This window comes from Stanieria cyanosphaera PCC 7437 (assembly GCF_000317575.1).
GTDB classification, from domain to species: Bacteria; Cyanobacteriota; Cyanobacteriia; order Cyanobacteriales; family Xenococcaceae; genus Stanieria; species Stanieria cyanosphaera.
Map to the genome: position 1 here is coordinate 924,637 of NC_019748.1, position 18,266 is coordinate 942,902.

Genomic DNA, 18,266 nt, shown 5'->3' on the forward strand with positions numbered 1-18,266 from the left:
TTTAATCTCTTTTAATAAACTTAATTTATTAGTTTTTAAATTGTAGTTCGAGGAATTGAGCCAAACCAATTTAAGTTCCAATCCTTTTGTCAAAAACCCAATTTTTAGTTTTGAAAGGATCAAGCAAAACTCGTGAATACCTAATCATTAAATTTAACTTACAAAAAATTAGAATCCCCTTACCTGGCAATGATTGGGCAAGAGGATTTAAGAATAATTATTAGTTGATTTTTACTGCCCACGTCCTGATTTAGTCGATGGGATGGTTTACAAAAAACTAATTTACGAAAACTTAGTTATGTTAAAAGAAGTTGCAGCAACTGAAGTGTCTCCGCCATAACTAATAGCAGAACCTCGGGAGCTAGCTATTTGATTAACTCGGATTGAATAGATATTAACTATTAGTCCGCCAACCACTTGAGCAGAATTATAATTAGCTTCTATGTAATCTAAATCTTTGATCTTCATTAATTTAATCTCCTTAGACATCTTGAAGATTGATGCACTAGATTTCAAGTTGAGTATGGACTGAAGGTGTTAAAAAATTGCTACTATTTCCTGATAACTCATTTTTGGAGTGTAATCAGAACTTTTATAAACTATTTCTAACCTCTGCCAAACTCTTTATTTTGCTCTAGCTTGTTCGTTTTAAATTTTGTAATTTTTGGCAAAAGCTGTAGCATAAGCTTTACCACCAACTGAACCAGCAGCAGCACCAGCAGTAGCACCTTGGCTTACACCAACAAGACCAACATTGATTACCCCCTTATCAAAGCTGCCATCAATGGTAAGCTCTGCGTGTAAATCAGCATCTATATCTGTGGCTAAAGCAGTACTTAGTTTTTTTCCGCCTTGAATAACTTGTTTATTGTCTGCTGGTAATACTTCTAAAAAATTTAGATCTTTGAGTATTATGTTACTCATTTTTATCCTCCATAATTAAATAAGAAAACCGTGAAAATCTTAATTAATTTTCATTTCAACGATTTTCTTATTTTTATTTTTAATATTTTAATAACCCCAAGTTTTGGCATAAGAGCCTGACGCAGAGCTACTACCGCCTCCTAGAACAACCTGGGCATCAGTAAATGTTGCAGTCTTACTATTACTACCAATTGCAGTAGCATAAGCTTCAGCAATTGCTTCATTTTTGTAAAACTTTTTCCAACCGCCTTCAATAGCATTAGATTCTAGAGTAACATCTTCTAAGTGTTGTAAATCTCTAATAATCATTGTTCTTTCTCCTAGTAATTGTTGCGAAATTATTTATGATTAATTATGTTAATAACAATATCAAAATAAAAAATATTCAAGTTGCCATTTTGGCATAAAAATACAATTCATTCTAATAATAAAAAAACTTAAAAAATATAATAGCAATTAAAATTCATGTTGCCATTTTGGCATTTTTATTTAATCAAGAAATAAAAATATTATTAATTAATTTAATTTGAGATGAAAAATAACCCTCATTTGTAGTTTTGCCATCCTCTTAAAGATAGGTTGTATTATTTGTATTGATCGATTTATCTTGATTAGGCAGAAACTAATGATTACTGAGAAGTCGTGGTCATCAATGCAATGGTTTGTGGCTGGAAGTTTATTCCTATTGACTTCTCCTCTAGAAACAAATCCTGTCATGGCACAATCAACTCTTCCTTCTACAGATAATCAATTAGATTACGATCGCAACCAGCCTCTATTTCCCCAACTTAAACCAGTACCTCAAACTATTACCGTAGAAAAATTTGAGTTTGTGGGTAATACGGTTTTTAGCACAGAAGAGTTAAACCAAATTATTGCTCAATATCAAAATAAACCGATCGCTTTTGTGCAACTATTACAAATAGCCGATCGCATTACTCAGGCTTATGTTCAAAAAGGCTATATTACTTCTGGAGCTTATATTCCTAGTCAAGAGTTAACTTCGGGAGTAGTCAAAATTCAAATTGTTGAAGGTACTTTATCCGATATTGATGTCACTGTAGTTAAAGGTCGTTTAAATCCTAATTATATCCGTTCTCGTATTGCTGCTGGTACAACTGAACCTTTAAATCTAAATGACTTACAGACATCTTTGCAATTACTACAATTTGATCCTTTAATAGATCGTTTACAAGCTCAATTAATTGCTGGAACTAAACCAGGTACAAATATTCTCAGTATAGAAGTAACTGGTGCAGATACTTTTAAGTTTAGTCCGATTTTAAATAATAATCGCAACCCTAGTATTGGTAGTTTTGAAAAAGGTATCCAAATTTCCGAAGCGAATTTATTCGGTTGGGGAGATCGAGTTAATCTAGCTTACCGTAATACTGAAGGTAGCGATCGCTTTGAAGTGGGTTATCAGTTACCAATCAATGCTCGCAATGGTTCTGTTGGTTTATCATATAGTGTTTCGGATAACCAAATTATTGAACCACCTTTTGAACAATTAGATATCGAAATAGAGACTCAAGAGTTTGATTTGACTGTTCGTCAACCAATTCTGCAAACCGCTTCTGCAGATCGAACTCAAGAATTAGCTCTTAGTTTATCTGCTAATCGACGTAATAGTAATTCTCGTTTACTCGGAGTCAATTTTCCCATTTCTGAAGAAGCTAATCAACAAGGTGAAACTGATATTTCGGCATTGCGTTTTAGTCAGGAATGGTTACAAAGAAGTCGTCAAGATGTACTTAGTCTGCGTTCACAATTTAATTGGGGAATTGATGCCTTTGATGCGACAGTAAATTCAGATCAACCTGATAGCCGTTTTTTCTCTTGGCGAGGACAAGCAGTTTATTCTCATTTATTTAATATATCGAGCAATCCTAATCTGATTAATCCTAGTATCTTTCTTCGTTCTGACTTACAATTATCTGCTACTTCTTTAGTTGCGATCGAACAATTAGGTTTAGGAGGGCAATCTAGTATCAGAGGTTATCGTCAAGATGCCCTGTTAAGCGATAACGGTATTATAGCTTCTGCCGAAATTAGAGTACCTGTAATTCAAGTTCCTCAATTACAAAGTGCTGTCCAGGTAGTACCTTTTGTTGATTTTGGTAAAGGTTGGAATACTAAGCGAGAAAATCCCGAAACAACTACCTTAGCTAGTGTTGGTTTAGGCTTGCTTTGGCAATCAGATAATTTTTCCGCTCGTTTAGATTGGGGTATTCCTTTAGTAGAATTAGAATCAAGTAAAAGAACTTGGCAGGAAAACGGTGTCTATTTCCAATTAAATTCTACCTTTTAATCAAAAAACAGCGCGGAGCAAAGAATTTTCAAACCTTCGCTTCGCGCAGCCTTCTTAATTAAATACGTGCCAGTGCAGATATTTTAGATAGTGTTTTTGGATTGAGACCTTTCAATTCCTCGTGATGCAACCACCCTTGTTTGAGTAATTGGGCAAAAACAAACACCAGAGTAGAATGATCGTAATCATATTTGCCATCTATTTCGTGTCTTTTGGTACTTAATAAATCATGTAAATACCATAAATCTTCAAGCTTTGTAATCTGACTAGCTTGTTCGCGAACAATCTTGATTAAGGCTAAAGTTTCTCTTTGATAAGCTTTCTCAAAAGCTTGTTTCGCTATTTTTTCTTCGGTTTCAGACCATTTAATTTCACTCACTTGTATTATTGACGCTAAACTTTAATATATATATACTTATCTCTATCCTAGTACGAGCTTGCCTTACCTAAAGTCTAACTGGCAGTTTTAGTTAACTTTAAAGTTATAGGATTAGCTCGCACTAGAGTTTCTTCTAGCGAACTAGATTAAGCAACTCTTTAGGAGATGCTAGCAAGTCAATCGCTACAAAGAAAATTTTATTCTCGGAATTGAGCAAAAATCGCCAAGCCATATTCATACCTACGCCTGCACCAAACCAAGGAGTTTGAACTTTACCAGTAACCTTGATCTGAGTAAAACCGTCTTCAGCAGGTTCAGCAACACCTCTTTCTGGCATTAATTTGAGGTTTTGACATTCTTCCCTAAAGAATTTTAATACAGCTTCTTTGCCAACAATGGGTTTTTGGAAAGGAGGTTGGAGCGCACCATCGGAAGCAAACAGTTTAATTAACTCATCAAAATCATTGGCATTTAATAAATTCATGTAGCTCAAAACGGTGGAATTATTAATTCCTTCAATTTTGACGCTGGTGCGTTGTGCCATGTCTGTAGGAGGAACAACTGGTTCAGAAACTTTGGTATATTGACCCAGTTTGTTTTTATCAAACCCCATATCAACTACAGCGTTACGCAAAACTGTGATTTGTTGACCAGATTCCATGTCTCTGAGTGCTTGCAACACCGCCGAAGCATTTGCCGAAAGTTTATAGCCTTTGGGAATTGGGGCAACAATACCTTCTTCCATCCATTGTCCAAGTCGATACCAGAAACCGAGCTTAATATTAGGAGTCCAAGTAGCATAAGTACGACAAATAGGTGTGTCAGCATGATTAGCTAAATCACACATTACCTGAGATTGCTCTTGGAAACTCATTTGCTTAATTTCGTTTAATGTATTTTCAGCAAACTGCATATTAGCTGCGCCAGGGGCAGCAACCGTAACAGTTTTGCCCATTTCTAAATAAGCAAACCAAATCCATGCTAATTGATCTTCAGCACTAAGCTGATTGAATCTAGCGATTGCTGCTGGCACGGCATCAGCAGATAAAGTATTTGGAAAAATGCCACGGGCTGAATCGATAGTAAAAGGCATGAATGTTCCTCAGCTAAATTTCACTCTTCTTATTGTAAACATATATTGCAAAAAAATAATTTTTGTTAAGGAAAATGTAATTATTAGCTTTTTACTATTAAAACGAACCTCGGCTTTTGGTCGAGGTTCGTTTTAAGTATGCTCTAACTAAAATTTCAGCCTACGTTGAGTAATTTAGATAAATTTAAAAAAAAACACGGTCTTTAAAGCTCATGCTTGACAGATAAGCATATATAGCTAAACTGGTACTAATAAAAAGTTTCGATTGGGAAACTAACAGTGAGTACCTATATAAGCATAAAGGACGCTTCTCTGCAACTTAAAATTAGTGAACAGCAAGTTAGAACCCTTTGCAGACAAGGAAAAATAATTGCTGAAAAAATAGGCAATACATGGATAGTCGATCAAAAAAGCCTGAATAAATATGGACTACTATCAGCCCATAGAGTAGCTGAGGATCGCCCATCTTATAATGTCAATATTCAAGAGCAACAAAAACCAATTGCTTTAAGTTTTTTTTCTGGTGCAATGGGTTTGGATTTGGGCATTGAAAAAGCTGGATTTAACATTCGCCTTGCTTGTGAAGTAGATAAGTTTTGTAGACAAACAATCACTATAAATAGACCAAATACTGCTTTATTAGGCGATATCAATAATTATGAACCAGATGACGTTTTGAAAGCTGCAAGACTTACGAGTCAAGATGATATTGATTTAATTGTTGGAGGACCTCCATGCCAAGCGTTTAGTACGGCTGGCAAAAGAAAAGCTTTTCATGACGAGCGAGGAAATGTTTTTTTAAAATATATTGATCTAGCACTATCGCTCAAGCCTCAATACTTGGTTATTGAAAATGTCAGAGGTTTGTTGTCTTGCCCATTAAAACAGAGAAATTACAATCGAAGAGGAGATATATCTTCATATTTTTCAGAAGATGAACTGAAAGGAAGCGCACTAAACTTTATCATTAACAAATTAAAAAAATTTGGTTATGCCTACTCTTTCAATTTATATAATGCAGCAAATTTTGGAACTCCTCAGACAAGAGAACGAATCATAATTCTTTGCGCTAGAAATGGAAAAACACCGCCTTTTTTAACCCCAACTCATTCAGAAAATGGTGAATATGGATTATCAAAGTGGAAAACATTAGAATCTTGCATTAAAAATATCGATAAACACGACCATCTAAATTTTCCAGAAAAACGATTAAAGTACTATAAAATACTAAATTCTGGACAAAATTGGCGTAATTTGCCTAAAGAATTACAAAAAGAGGCAATGGGTAAATCCTATTATTTAGGAGGTGGAAAAACAGGTTTTTTGCGAAGATTAGCTTGGGATAAACCATCTCCCACCTTAGTAACACATCCTGCCATGCCCGCGACAGATTTAGCTCATCCCGAAGAAGATAGACCATTATCCATCCAAGAATACAAGCGAATACAAGAGTTTCCCGATCATTGGGAACTTGCAGGTCCACTTATTCAACAATATAAACAAGTAGGAAACGCTGTTCCTGTTAGTCTGGGTTTAGCAGTAGGCAAGTTAATTATCAACTTAATTAATGATGTTGAAGTAATCCAGTTTAATGATTTTAAGTTTTCTCGCTACCAGAATACCAATCATGTAGATTGGGAAAAACAATTTTTGCAACAACTAGAAAAAAACAAAAACAATTATGAACAACAAGAGCTTGTTTTTCGATAATTCTATGATTGAGAGAAGTTTTTTCTTACTTATTTAATCTTGCTTTTTCTTCTTTTAAATATTTCTCAACAAAAGCAACAAAACCCGATTCTGAAAGATTGTAACCCTGCATTAGTTCTGGTAAATTATCCCAGTTTGTTCCCCCTTTTTTGGAAAATGAGCGAAACCATTTCTGAATTTCAGTTCCGTTCCGTATTGCACTGCTAGAGGAATTTTCAGTATTGTCTCTATTTTTAATTTGTAAAACTAGCCATTTTCCATTTTTATCTTTGCTAATAAAATCAATAGCTTTAATAAAATCACCACAACACCAATGCCAACCTTGTTTTCGTAAGACAGAGTCTAAATATCTTTCCAGAAGTGCGCCAACACAATTTTCCGCACACATAGAGTGCTGGTGTTCTACTTTAATTTTTTCACATTGTTCGGCAGAATAACCATAAGCTTGCTGCATTACAATGCTTATCATTTCATCAGGTATTGTTCCAGGTTCAGCAGGAAAGTCTGACTTTCTAAATCCATTTAAAAACTTTTCAGCCAGAACCTTTAAATCATTTTGATCGGTAACACTTGGTTTATTTCTTGACCTCCAAGATAATCTATCTGGGTTATCGTATAAAAACCTGCAAATCTCAATAAATGCTACATCTAGTCCTTGTTCTTTTGGATTATCAGTTAGAAATTCGGCAACGGTCTTTTTGACCAATTCTTCGTCAAAACTCAATGATTACTCCTTCGTTAAATTGATCGTCTGCAACAATGTAAGTTTGAATTAAAGTCAGTTTAAAGCACTCTTAAGATACTGGGAATGCTATCAATTGCTTCTAAACTACTTATTTCTGCTAAAGCATGACGGAAATTACCTTCTTTAACATCATGAGTAACCACTACAATTTCTGCTAATTTGTTTTGAAAACCAATTTGAACGACTGACTCTAAACTAACATTATGATTACCAAAGGCTGTTCCCAAATGACCAATTACCCCTGGAAGATCTTGAGATAAAAAACGAGCATAAAAACGACTTTCAATCTCTTCTATTGTGGTTAAACTACAAAAATGTTGATGAGAACAACCTAACAGTGGATCGAGACTTTTGTTTTTACCGCTACTTTTAAGCAGACCAACAATATTAACAATATCTGACACAACCGCACTAGCTGTAGCACCAGCACCAGCACCGGGACCAAAAAACATCACCTGTCCCAAAGGTTCACCTTCTACCAAGATGGCATTATAGACATCATTAATATTGGCAAGAGGATGAGTTTTTGGTACAAGGGTAGGATGAACTCTGACTTCTAAAGAATCGTGTTGAGCGTGGATTTTTGCGATCGCTAGTAATTTAATCACAAATCCTAATTTATCTGCATAACTGATATCTGTAGCACTAACGTTGCGAATTCCTTCACAAGAAATGTCTTCTCGTTTGACTCGGTCTCCAAAGGCTATTGTTGCTAAGATGCCAATTTTATCGGCTGCGTCTAAACCATCAACATCAGCAGTAGGATCGGCTTCCGCATAACCAAGTTGTTGTGCTTCGGCAAGTACTTCGGCAAAATCTGCTCCTGCGGTGGTCATTTTGGTCAAAATGTAATTAGTTGTACCATTAACTATCCCAATTACACTCTTAATTCGATTAACACCTAAAGACTGTTTGAGGGGTTTAATAATCGGAATTCCACCACCGACAGCAGCTTCTAATAAAACATATACTCCTGCTTGATTAGCTGCGGTATAAATTTCATCGCCATAACGAGCAATCACAGCTTTATTAGCTGTAACGACGTGTTTACCTTCAGCAATAGCTTTGAGTATTAGTGTCCGCGCTGGTTCTAATCCCCCGATTAATTCTACGACTATATCAATTTCGGGGTCAGTAACAATTTTTTCTAAATCTGTGGTGAAAATTTCCGTAGGTAATTGTACATTTCTCGGTTTATCTAGCGATCGCACGCCGACTTGTTTAATTTCGATTTCTTGTAGGAGAGAATTCCGTCCTTGAGTATCAAGCAGAATCTCTGCGGTACCTGTTCCTACTGTGCCTAATCCTAGTAAACCAATCTTAAAAGTCACGATTCTTGTTTAGACTTTAACTGTACTTTATCTAGATTAGCTGCAAAGGGTCAGATATAGAAGTAAAAAGTAACAAGTAAAAAGTAGAAAGTACAATAATTAACCACTGGTAACTGATAACTGTTCATTGTTGATGGTTGATTGATAACTGGTAACTGGTAACTGAATAACTGATTTAATTGGTTTGTGTGATTTTAACTCGGTAATTATTAACTGAGTTTTCTTGATAAGAACCGATCCAAATTTTATAATTTCCTGGTTGCCATTGACCTTCTATAGAAGGGTTAGTACTATCTGAATCATCATTACACCAAATTCCACCAGGCCCTTTAACCAGAATAGTTGTATCTACAGGACTTTCTACTTCTATCTTGAGATAATCAAAAAAAGAATTGAGCGTCAAAGTATAGTTGGGTTCATGGTTAACAAAACCGTCACAGTAACCTGTAGCAGTTTCTTCGATTCTAACTACATCTCTGGCTGAAATTGAACCATTACTAACGCCTTCAAAGGTTAAAGGATTAGGGACAAATTGATTATTTATAGTAATATTTTTGACCGAAGTTTGAGCATATATTGGGTTTATACTGATAAAATTAACAATTAAACCAATCCCTACAGACAAAGAAATTTTGCTAACTTCTGTTAACTGTTTAATCATCCCGTCCTAGTGTTTTGAGTGCTTTAAAAGATTATCTTTTGAGCAGTTAGACTATTGTTTCGACGTTATCATGATTACAGTTGTTCCTCGCTAAAACTAAGTTTCTTTTTATACTCGATAGTTACTGAGCTATTAAAACTGGGGAATGGGAATTAGATAATTAATTGATTGTCCTTTCCCGATTCCCTTTCAATTCAGGTTTATACCTTACGACCAAAATCATTATACAACGCCTGAAACCCTCGCTATATAAAGATTGTTTATCAAAATTGTACACTTGTGTCCGATAAACCCAGTCCCGATTTTCATCCCGACGCTGATGCTTCGCATACAGCGCGGGACTTCCCGTCGGTATAGTTAAATTTTGCTCAATGTCTGTTGTAGACGAATTCGATCTAGACCTTTCTGATTTAATAATAACCAGGATTGAATCAGATCGGGCCCGTGCAATTCTCCTGTTAAACCAGCCCGAAGCGATCGCATGACTAAACCTTTTTTAACTTTATGAGTTTTAGTTAGTTGATTAACGATGTTTTTGGCTTCTGCTTCTGATAAAGCATTAGTAAAATTAATCGTTTCTAACAGTTCTTGCAGTAGCGGTTTAACTTCATCTTGTTTAAGAAAATCAAGAGCTTCTTGGCTATATTCAACAGATTCGCCAAATAATAACTTACTTTCTTTAACTGCATCAGTTAGACGAGTAAGACTCGGAGCAATCATTGCGGTTAAACTTTCTAACCAAGGATGATCTGTATCAAGATTAATTTCGTATCCACCTTCTTGCCAATAGGGAACTAATAACTCTACTAACTTATCTGGGGGCATTTGATGAAGATATTGGCTGTTAATCCAATCTAATTTTGCCCAATCAAATTTTGCACCTGCTTTATTAACTCGATCTAAACTGAATTGTTCGGCTGCTTGGGACAATGTAAAAATCTCTTCGGTAGAATCTGGAGGAGTCCAACCTAACAAAGACATATAATTTGCCATAGCTTCGGGTAAAAAGCCCATTTTCCGAAAATCATCGATGGAAGTTACTCCATCTCTTTTAGAAAGTTTGCGTCCATCTTGATTCAAAATCAAGGGTGTATGAGCAAATTCTGGTACTTTTACGCCCATTGCTTCATAAAGCAAAATTTGTTTAGCTGTATTGGCAATATGATCTTCACCACGAATAACATGGGTAATTTCCATATCGATATCATCGACCACTACCGCTAAGTTATACAAAGGTTGTCCAAAAGCTTGATCACCTTCGGCTGCACGAGCTACAACCATATCACCACCGAGATCGCTACCTTTCCACCTAACTTCATCCCTGATTAAATCGTGCCAAACAATTTCGCGATGATCATCAATTTTAAATCTGATGACAGGTTTACGTCCTTCGGCTTCATAAGCTGCGATTTGCTCTGAGGTAAGATTACGGTGACGATTATCATAACGCGGTGCAAGTCCCTTAGTTTTTTGTTCTTCCCGCATTTGTTCTAATTCTTCGGGAGTACAATAGCAGCGATAGGCTAAATCTTTGTCTAACAAAGTCTGGATAGCTTGTTGATAACGATCTAAGCGTTGGGTTTGAAAAAAAGGACCTTCATCCCAGTTTAAACCAAGCCATTTTAGTCCTGATTGAATATTCTCAGTATACTCCTGACGCGATCGCGCTTCATCTGTATCTTCAATTCGTAAAATAAACTTACCTTTTTGATTGTGAGCAAATAACCAGTTAAACACAGCAGTCCTTGCTGTCCCGATATGTAAATTTCCTGTTGGGGAAGGAGCGATCCTAACTCTAACCGTCACAAAACACCTCTGATTAAAAATTAATGGTTTATTGATGTGCAGTTCCCTATTTTAACGAGGGAACGCCCATAACATTTCTCTAACCATTTCTTTGCTCAAAGTTTTGGTGTACTGCAATACTAGGAATGAAAATAAAGAAAATACTTGACAAATTTGGTGAATAAACTGCTAATATATTTAAGGCATTCTGAATTGGGGTGTAGCCAAGCGGTAAGGCAGCGGGTTTTGGTCCCGCCATTCCTAGGTTCGAATCCTAGCACCCCAGTAAGTTTTTTTTGTGTATAGCTAAGATTTTCACCCAGAAATGTCAAAACCAAAGCATCATTTCGCTCAGTAACCCTCACCCTACCCCCACACAGAAACAGTCTTCATCAACTCTTTAATTGACATTCGGCAGAAATAAAAAAATGGCTGAATAATTAATTTGAGAAAGAAGTTGATGATATGCTGAGAAGCATGAAACCATCAACATCACAAATCTAAGTATAAAACCTAGATCATTATCGATAAGACTTATCAACCGTAATTATTCGCTTAATAAGCCTAACTCTACCCTTAACCAAAAACAAAAAAAGAAAGTTTTTTTTTCGCTCACTTGTTCTTAACGAGATTACAAAGATTCAAGTTCTACTGCACCCGTAAAATAATTTTTAGATTAACCCCCATAGCATATTATAAAAAAATTAAATATTACAAATTATGTGACGATTTGTTGGTAAAACAATTAAAAGTCAAAAAAATTTAGATTAAATTCGCTTTGATAGACCATCTTTTGCTAAAATAGCTTGGGTCAATCAGATAAATTGAGATTCTTTGAGTCAATCACTAGATATTACTACAATCGACACATTAACCCAAGAACTAGCAGCAATTCAGCAAACTGGTTCTCGTAGAATTGCTTTATTGGGTTCTCGCCATGTTCCGATCATGCATCAGCAATTAATTGAAATGATGAGCTATGCTTTGGCGTTAGCCGGTAATCGCATAGTTACTTCTGGTGCTACAGGAACAAATTCAGCAGCAATTAAAGGAGTTATGCGTGCTGATCCTAATCTGTTGACAGTGATTTTACCCCAAAGTTTGGAACGACAACCAAGGGAATCTCAAGAACAACTTAAACAGGTGATTCATTTGGTAGAAAATTCCGAAAATAATCATTTATCATTGGGTGAAGCTAGTGCCTTGTGTAATCGGGAAATTATCAATCGCTGTCAGCAATTAATTTGTTTTGCTTTTCATGACAGTCACACTTTGCTACAAAGTTGTGAAGAAGCCGAAGAACAACGTAAGTTAGTTACTTTATTTTATTTCGATTAAATTGTAGTTAACAAGATTATTCCCCGCGAATTTTTTTGATAATTTGGCGGGTTTTTTTATGAGTAAAAATTTAATAAAAAATCTTCGAGTCAACTTTATTGATAACTATTCAAGCGGACTTGATAAGTATTAGTTTTTGATTAATCATAAAAATATCAATAAAAAAATCCCTCTAACATTTTGAATCATGTCTGAATCTATTAGCTCTCAATTGACTCTTGATCAAGCTGTAAAACTTCTGAAAAGATACAGTTGCCTTCCTTCTCAAACCGTTGAATCTCAAGAACAAAACCAACAACTGCGCCAAGCTTTATTACTTGTTACCAGTGAATCGGAATGGGAAAACTTAGGAATTTGTGCTGAAAATACCAGTAATGCGATCGCAACTTTAAGAAGTTATTTGCAAGCTTTAGGTTACAATGCTAATCTCAATTTTGCAGAAATTCCTAGTTTAAATGAATCGGTTTATCTTAAATTTAATACTCAAAAAATGTCTTATTATGTAGATCGTTACACAGGTGAGTATCGTGGTGTTTTGATTTCTTGCCAAGGTGAACAGGAAAATATTATTGGTACTTACGGTTATTTTCCTCTAGATTTATTTGGATAAAAAAAATGATTTATCAAGAACAAATTACTATTAAAACTAAACCTAATGGTGATATGCACGATATTACCAAAGAAGTCAATCAGGTTGTTAAGCGATCGCAAATTACTACAGGTATAACTCATATTTTTAATATTGGTAGTACTGCTGCGATTGGAACAATTGAATTTGAACCAGGACTGCAACAAGATTTACCAGCAATTTTAAATAAATTAATGCCTCCTAGTCGCGAATATGGACACGAACAAACCTGGCATGATGGCAATGGACATTCTCATTTACAAGCAACCATATTAGGACCTGAAATTACGATTCCTGTTGGGAATGGCAAATTAATTTTAGGTACTTGGCAGCAAATCTTTCATCTCGAATGTGATGTAAAACCAAGACAAAGACAAATTGTCATAACTATTTATGGAGAATAAATTTATATTTAACTAGTCTAAAATGAACTTGTAGCTTACATATTTTGCATCAAATTAATCCTAAAAATTCATGAAGTTATTACGAGTCGATAATTATTAATTCTTTTGTGACGTTTAACTCTTAGGGTCAATGTTTTAAGTATAAGTTAAATTATCTTTTAGCTTGTATTAATCAATGTCTCTGAAGAAATATCTCTTTGTTGCAACTATTAGTTGTTTTTTCTTGTTTGCTTTACCTACAAACTCTGCTCTAGCGCAAGCAACTGCTAATAGTAATCCAATTGACTTGGGTGATACAACCTGGATGTTAATCTCTACAGCTTTAGTTCTTTTGATGACTCCAGGCTTGGCATTTTTTTATGGGGGATTAGTGCGTTCTCGTAACGTCCTTAATACCATGATGATGAGTTTAGTGGCCATGGGACTGATTGGAGTAACTTGGTGTTTATGGGGTTATAGTCTGGCGTTTGATGTTAATGGTATTGATGCTAATCATCCTTTTGGGCAAGGAATTGAGGCTTTTATTGGTGGATTAGATTGGGTTTTTCTAAATGGTGTAACAGCAGCTGAACCCGATCCCATTGGTTATGCGCCTACTGTTCCTCATCAATTGTTTATGGCATATCAGATGACTTTTGCCATTATTACTCCTGCTTTGATCTCTGGTGCTATTGTTGAGCGAATTAATTTTAAAGCCTATTTTTGGTTTTTATTATTGTGGTCTACTTTTATTTATTCTCCTCTGGCTCACTGGGTATGGGGAAGAGGTTGGATTGGTGCATCGGGAGCTTTGGATTTTGCGGGAGGAACAGTAGTACACATTAGTTCTGGTGTGTCTGCGGTAGTTGCTGCTTGGGTAATTGGTTCGCGTCGAGGTTTTATGACACAGCCTTACGCACCGCATAATGTTCCTTTTGTGTTATTAGGTATTGGTTTACTTTGGTTTGGTTGGTTTGGTTTTAATGGTGGAAGTGCTTTAGCTTCAGGCTCTTTAGCAACAACTGCTTTTGTTAATACGCTGATTGCTTCGGCTGCTGGTGGATTAACTTGGCTAATTGTGGAATGGGTTTATCGAGGAAAACCGACTGCGATAGGAATTGCTAGTGGATTTTTAGCTGGTTTGGTAGGAATTACTCCTGGTGCTGGTTTTGTGCTTCCTATTGGTGCAATTTTAATGGGTTCGATTACGGCGGTTGGTTGTTTTTTTGCGGTTAGTTTAAGAGCTAAATTAAAGTTTGATGATTCCCTTGATACTTTTCCGATTCATGGTGTGGGTGGCACGATAGGAGCATTATTAACTGGTGTGTTTGCTACTAATGGTTTGCTATTTGGCAATCCAGGATTGTTGTGGACTCAATTTGTTGGCGTTGCTGCTACTTATATTTTTGCTGCGGTTGGTACATTGATTATTTTGAAGTTTTTGAGTTTATTTATGAAGTTGAGGGTGGATCAAGAAACCGAACAACAAGGTTTAGATGTGCCTCAACATGGTGAAGAAGCTTATGGACAAGATTTTGAATTTACTTCTTTATCTATGAATGAATTTTCCAATGAACCTCAATAATACTAAATCCTGTTTAGAGACAATACCTAAAAGCAAGATCAAGGCAGAAGTATTTGAGCCTAATTAAAACCTTTGCTCAAAAGTATGTTTTGATAATCGAATTTCGTATAAAATCTCTTTAAACTTCAAAAAAGCGATCGCTTTTGTACGAGCGAACCTCTCGCTTTAACCAACATTTCATTAGATTACTTTAGATACAATTTGTTCTTCTAGAGGTGCATCAGGATTTGCGATCGCAATTCTTTTTTCTCGATTCAATTCTGTGATTAATTGTTCAATTTGTTGTTCGGCTAGCTCAAGTTTTTGTTGTTGAACTTGTAAGATTAATTGTTGTTTACCGATGATTTGATTGACTTGGACTAGATTAAAAATTAAGTCTTTAATTGCTAGAATGTCAAGTTTGTCTGTTGCTTTTTTCAAAGGACTAATTACTATACCTAATTCCTGTAATAATCTACATTGTTTTAAAACTTGATTATCCCGAACTAAAATTTGTAATTGGGGTAAAGTAATAATTTTTGAACCTAAAACTAAATCTCCTGCGATCGCTTCATTGGCTAAACGATAATAGGTTTTTAAATAATAGATTGAATCTAGTTCTGCGGTCAAATGACGATGAGAGGAATTGTGGAAGATATTGCTAAATATTTGATAACATTTATTTTTTGGCGTACCTAAATTTTCTCCTCTTATTAAAATTAAATTATATTGAGGATGAAGTTTAATTGCTTGTTGACAAGCTTTCATGGCAAAAACAAAACTTTTTAAGCTTGGTTCTTCATTCCATAAAATTGCCAATTTCTGTTTTTTTCTGGGTAATTGATAACAAAAAGAATAACTAGTATATTTACCAGATATAAATTTGGTATCAATAATTGGTATTGTTAAAGCCTCCATAACTCGAACAAGCATTTTTAGCAATTCTTGGGAAGAAAACTGACGAATTCGAGTGATACTTGCTTGAGTTTTTTGATATTCTTGTTGCCAGAGTAATTGAAAAGCTGCTGTTAAATTTTCTTCTACTTCTGCTTGTCCAGTTTTATAAGTTAACCATAGTTTATTAGCTAAAGCGAGGGAATCTCTTAAATTAGCTTTGTTACCAGGATAAGCATTTGTTAATTGTTGTTGCTCAAAAGGTTCTATTGGTGAAGTCGGTTGAGGTTTTGCTTGAGCATGAAGAGGAGCAAGACGACTATGCCACAGTGCTTCTACTTGATTTAAATTAATTTGTTTGAGAGTAATTGTTTGTTCAATTCGAGCTAAATCTGATTGAGGTAAATTAGCTTTTCATGTCACAAACTGATTGCGAGTAATACTAATAATAATCAAAAAGTTTTTTAAATTATCATTGTGAATAGTGGTATTAATATTAAATACTGAACTAATATCAAAACTGCCTTCAGTATTACGATAAGTTTCTACCTGGTCAAAACAAATAACTATTGGTTGATTAACTTCAGCAATTCTGCCTAAATTACCAATAATTCCCCTAGCTGCTTCTTCCGTATCAATAATACTACTAACACCTAATTTTTTTAGGTCTTCTTCAGCTAAATTTTCTCCTCGTAACCAGTCACAAGCAAGGAAATATAAGTTTGGTTGAGTAAGTTGATATAAAATTGTAAAAAAATCTTTTGCCTGATAAATTCCCGTCGGATAAGCACTGCGAAAATTGAGAATAAATAAACCTTTTTCGCCCAATATTTGTTTCATTAAACTGCGGTTTTGTAACTCAATTAAATTTTTTAACCAACGAATTAATTGAGCTTCTTCTTCTCCTTCTGGAGTATGCATTAAACTATCTACAGTGTATCGAAGTGTATGTCGCCAAATACAATCACTACTAGGACAAGGATCGATATAGGCAAACAACGCTTGTGAATTAAATTTTCGTTTTAAACGTCCTAATAAATAACTTTTACCACAACCAGAATCACCCGTTAATAAAATAGTACGAGTAGCATGATCCTTGATAACCAGATTAAAAATATTTTTAATTTGTATAATTTCTTCTTGATGAATTGATTCAATATTAGTAATTAAAATTTGTAGATTGTTTGTCCAAAAGTTGCCAGTTTTAAAAGTAACTGGCTCGAAAGGATTTGCTTCTTTTTGAATAATTTCTGTTAAAGTTGCCACACCACTACCTCTACACTTGGATTTATTCCCACTGCTATCTCAATTGAGATTAAGCTTGTATTATTCTCTACTGAATTGTAAACTACCTTCAAAAATAATTTGAAATTATACCGTTTCTTATAGTTGTTATCTACAATCAATATCTTGGTCTTTGTTAATGCTTGACGGTTGATATATCAATCGGAAATGATTTATAAAAAATTATATTGCCTATTGCCTCCTGCCTATCCCAAGTGATTAAGTTACAACTAAAATACGACTGCTATAATTAATTGAGATATAGCTCATGAGTCGAATAATTTTTATATATTGTTTTTTTTGAATGTAAAGGTAATTATAAATTTCTCAATTGACAATTAAAAAAAATAATCTACCACCAATAGTTTGGGGAATCCCAGCATTAATTTGTGATTGACTATAATTTTCTGCTACTAATAAAGAACTCAATTCAAGTTTGTCTTGTTTTTGTAATCGATAAAGTGATGCATCTAATTCTTCTCTAGACAAAGGTGGTTGTAACTTTTCTCTAAGATAAAAAATAGGTAAATAATTATCTGTGCCTAATTCTCGATCTAAATCAATAATTGTTTTTAGAATATCTTCATCAGTTGGAATTGTTTGTTTAATTGTAGGTAAAAGTTCAAGCTTTTCAGAAGTACAATTTAACTCTGAGGTTGACAAAAAAAATTTTCGTAAAAAATATAGATAATTATTTAATAAATCTAAACTTAAAACAGAATGATGACCTTTACAATTATATTCTTTGATTAAATATTCTTTACCTTGTTCAGTTAAATAAACCTGTTTAATTTTCGTAGTTGCTGCAACAATCAAACCTCGTTTAATTAAACTATTAACTAATTGTTGCCGATAACTAACAGGAGTTATCTTAATTATTTGAGGAGTAATAGGTTTTTGAGCGCAAGCAGTAAGAATGGTTGACTCATCATGATTCAGGGGTAAACCAGTTGAGTTTAGTTTTAATAACGCTTTTCCTGAAGGACTTAATTTAATTTTAATTAATTCTTCTTGACATTCTATCAAATTGCGATCGCGTAATTTACGGCAAATACTTTCTACCTCGGTAATTTTAGTTTTACTACTAGGCTCGAGTTCTGTAATTGTTCCATGATAATCAGGTTTTCCTAATAATTTAAGTAATAATTTTAGTTCTTTAACTTCCATGTTTGCTCAAGCATGAAACACTGAAAAGCTTCTTGATCAGAAAACTTAACACAAAACTGTCAATTAATA

18 protein-coding genes and 1 tRNA gene are annotated in these 18,266 nt (G+C 34.6%); 7 read left to right on the plus strand and 12 right to left on the minus strand.

Features of this window, described 5'->3' with window-relative positions; translation table 11 throughout:
* Positions 1 to 282 precede the first annotated feature (282 nt).
* The 3 genes from STA7437_RS04030 to STA7437_RS04040 form a co-directional block, all read right to left on the minus strand.
* Entirely contained in the window at positions 283 to 468 is a 186-nt protein-coding gene (locus STA7437_RS04030) for a hypothetical protein (protein WP_015192098.1), read from the minus strand.
* 180 nt (positions 469 to 648) lie between these two features.
* On the minus strand, positions 649 to 924 hold the full coding sequence (locus STA7437_RS04035; RefSeq protein ID WP_015192099.1) for a hypothetical protein: 276 nt from the start codon (positions 922 to 924) through the stop codon (positions 649 to 651).
* A gap of 87 nt (positions 925 to 1,011) precedes the next feature.
* Positions 1,012 to 1,233, minus strand: a complete 222-nt coding sequence (locus tag STA7437_RS04040; RefSeq protein ID WP_015192100.1) for a hypothetical protein — start codon at positions 1,231 to 1,233, stop codon at positions 1,012 to 1,014.
* A 316-nt stretch (positions 1,234 to 1,549) separates the two neighbouring features.
* Here STA7437_RS04040 and STA7437_RS04045 point away from each other — a divergent pair, with 316 nt between their 5' ends.
* Positions 1,550 to 3,235 (plus strand): ShlB/FhaC/HecB family hemolysin secretion/activation protein, encoded by a 1,686-nt coding sequence (locus STA7437_RS04045; protein ID WP_015192101.1) that lies wholly within the window; start codon positions 1,550 to 1,552, stop codon positions 3,233 to 3,235.
* Positions 3,236 to 3,293: 58 nt separating this feature from the next.
* Here the strand turns inward: STA7437_RS04045 and STA7437_RS04050 are convergent, their stop codons facing one another.
* Together STA7437_RS04050 and STA7437_RS04055 are read right to left on the minus strand one after the other, a co-directional pair.
* Positions 3,294 to 3,623 carry a hypothetical protein gene (locus STA7437_RS04050; RefSeq protein WP_041619136.1) on the minus strand — a complete coding sequence of 110 codons (330 nt, stop codon included), beginning with the start codon at positions 3,621 to 3,623 and terminating at the stop codon, positions 3,294 to 3,296.
* Positions 3,624 to 3,747: 124 nt separating this feature from the next.
* Positions 3,748 to 4,707 (minus strand): orange carotenoid-binding protein, encoded by a 960-nt coding sequence (locus STA7437_RS04055; protein ID WP_015192103.1) that lies wholly within the window; start codon positions 4,705 to 4,707, stop codon positions 3,748 to 3,750.
* A gap of 279 nt (positions 4,708 to 4,986) precedes the next feature.
* On the opposite strand from STA7437_RS04055, the gene STA7437_RS04060 reads away from it, so the two are divergent.
* Positions 4,987 to 6,417 carry a DNA cytosine methyltransferase gene (locus STA7437_RS04060; RefSeq protein WP_015192104.1) on the plus strand — a complete coding sequence of 477 codons (1,431 nt, stop codon included), beginning with the start codon at positions 4,987 to 4,989 and terminating at the stop codon, positions 6,415 to 6,417.
* 25 nt (positions 6,418 to 6,442) lie between these two features.
* Here STA7437_RS04060 and STA7437_RS04065 read toward each other — a convergent pair whose 3' ends face one another.
* From STA7437_RS04065 to gltX, 4 genes are all read right to left on the minus strand, one after another.
* Complete coding sequence (locus STA7437_RS04065) at positions 6,443 to 7,141, minus strand: SinI family restriction endonuclease (RefSeq protein WP_015192105.1); 699 nt, start codon at positions 7,139 to 7,141, stop codon at positions 6,443 to 6,445.
* Between the two features lie 59 nt (positions 7,142 to 7,200).
* Positions 7,201 to 8,493: a homoserine dehydrogenase gene (locus tag STA7437_RS04070; protein ID WP_015192106.1), complete on the minus strand. Its 1,293-nt coding sequence runs from the start codon at positions 8,491 to 8,493 to the stop codon at positions 7,201 to 7,203.
* Between the two features lie 175 nt (positions 8,494 to 8,668).
* Positions 8,669 to 9,154, minus strand: a complete 486-nt coding sequence (locus STA7437_RS04075) for a hypothetical protein (protein ID WP_015192107.1) — start codon at positions 9,152 to 9,154, stop codon at positions 8,669 to 8,671.
* 357 nt (positions 9,155 to 9,511) lie between these two features.
* Complete coding sequence (gltX, locus tag STA7437_RS04080) at positions 9,512 to 10,960, minus strand: glutamate--tRNA ligase (protein WP_015192108.1); 1,449 nt, start codon at positions 10,958 to 10,960, stop codon at positions 9,512 to 9,514.
* Positions 10,961 to 11,153: 193 nt separating this feature from the next.
* Here gltX and STA7437_RS04085 point away from each other — a divergent pair.
* The 5 genes from STA7437_RS04085 (at position 11,154) to STA7437_RS04105 (ending at position 14,873) form a co-directional block, all read left to right on the plus strand.
* Positions 11,154 to 11,225: transfer RNA gene (locus STA7437_RS04085), tRNA-Gln, on the plus strand.
* A 548-nt stretch (positions 11,226 to 11,773) separates the two neighbouring features.
* Positions 11,774 to 12,277: a hypothetical protein gene (locus STA7437_RS04090; RefSeq protein ID WP_015192109.1), complete on the plus strand. Its 504-nt coding sequence runs from the start codon at positions 11,774 to 11,776 to the stop codon at positions 12,275 to 12,277.
* 187 nt (positions 12,278 to 12,464) lie between these two features.
* Positions 12,465 to 12,887, plus strand: a complete 423-nt coding sequence (locus tag STA7437_RS04095) for a DUF1824 family protein (protein WP_015192110.1) — start codon at positions 12,465 to 12,467, stop codon at positions 12,885 to 12,887.
* Between the two features lie 5 nt (positions 12,888 to 12,892).
* Positions 12,893 to 13,309 (plus strand): secondary thiamine-phosphate synthase enzyme YjbQ, encoded by a 417-nt coding sequence (locus STA7437_RS04100; protein ID WP_015192111.1) that lies wholly within the window; start codon positions 12,893 to 12,895, stop codon positions 13,307 to 13,309.
* 175 nt (positions 13,310 to 13,484) lie between these two features.
* Entirely contained in the window at positions 13,485 to 14,873 is a 1,389-nt protein-coding gene (locus tag STA7437_RS04105; RefSeq protein ID WP_015192112.1) for an ammonium transporter, read from the plus strand.
* A gap of 180 nt (positions 14,874 to 15,053) precedes the next feature.
* Here the strand turns inward: STA7437_RS04105 and STA7437_RS25800 are convergent, their stop codons facing one another.
* The 3 genes from STA7437_RS25800 to STA7437_RS04115 all read right to left on the minus strand — a co-directional run bounded on the left by STA7437_RS25800 (position 15,054) and on the right by STA7437_RS04115 (position 18,197).
* The gene (locus tag STA7437_RS25800) at positions 15,054 to 15,785 is read right to left on the minus strand and encodes a hypothetical protein (protein ID WP_051036027.1); all 732 of its coding nucleotides are present in this window, start codon (positions 15,783 to 15,785) and stop codon (positions 15,054 to 15,056) included.
* A 375-nt stretch (positions 15,786 to 16,160) separates the two neighbouring features.
* On the minus strand, positions 16,161 to 17,012 hold the full coding sequence (locus STA7437_RS25805) for an ATP-binding protein (protein WP_051036028.1): 852 nt from the start codon (positions 17,010 to 17,012) through the stop codon (positions 16,161 to 16,163).
* Between the two features lie 345 nt (positions 17,013 to 17,357).
* Entirely contained in the window at positions 17,358 to 18,197 is an 840-nt protein-coding gene (locus STA7437_RS04115) for a hypothetical protein (protein WP_015192113.1), read from the minus strand.
* Positions 18,198 to 18,266: the final 69 nt, after the last annotated feature.

Coding starts and splice junctions, on each gene's coding strand:
- STA7437_RS04030 (WP_015192098.1), bottom strand. CDS start 468: ATGAAGATCAAAGATTTAGATTACATAGAAGCTAATTATAATTCTGCT.
- STA7437_RS04035 (WP_015192099.1), bottom strand. CDS start 924: ATGAGTAACATAATACTCAAAGATCTAAATTTTTTAGAAGTATTACCA.
- STA7437_RS04040 (WP_015192100.1), bottom strand. CDS start 1,233: ATGATTATTAGAGATTTACAACACTTAGAAGATGTTACTCTAGAATCT.
- STA7437_RS04045 (WP_015192101.1), top strand. CDS start 1,550: ATGATTACTGAGAAGTCGTGGTCATCAATGCAATGGTTTGTGGCTGGA.
- STA7437_RS04055 (WP_015192103.1), bottom strand. CDS start 4,707: ATGCCTTTTACTATCGATTCAGCCCGTGGCATTTTTCCAAATACTTTA.
- STA7437_RS04075 (WP_015192107.1), bottom strand. CDS start 9,154: ATGATTAAACAGTTAACAGAAGTTAGCAAAATTTCTTTGTCTGTAGGG.
- STA7437_RS04095 (WP_015192110.1), top strand. CDS start 12,465: ATGTCTGAATCTATTAGCTCTCAATTGACTCTTGATCAAGCTGTAAAA.
- STA7437_RS04100 (WP_015192111.1), top strand. CDS start 12,893: ATGATTTATCAAGAACAAATTACTATTAAAACTAAACCTAATGGTGAT.
- STA7437_RS04105 (WP_015192112.1), top strand. CDS start 13,485: ATGTCTCTGAAGAAATATCTCTTTGTTGCAACTATTAGTTGTTTTTTC.
- STA7437_RS25800 (WP_051036027.1), bottom strand. CDS start 15,785: ATGCTTGTTCGAGTTATGGAGGCTTTAACAATACCAATTATTGATACC.
- STA7437_RS04115 (WP_015192113.1), bottom strand. CDS start 18,197: ATGGAAGTTAAAGAACTAAAATTATTACTTAAATTATTAGGAAAACCT.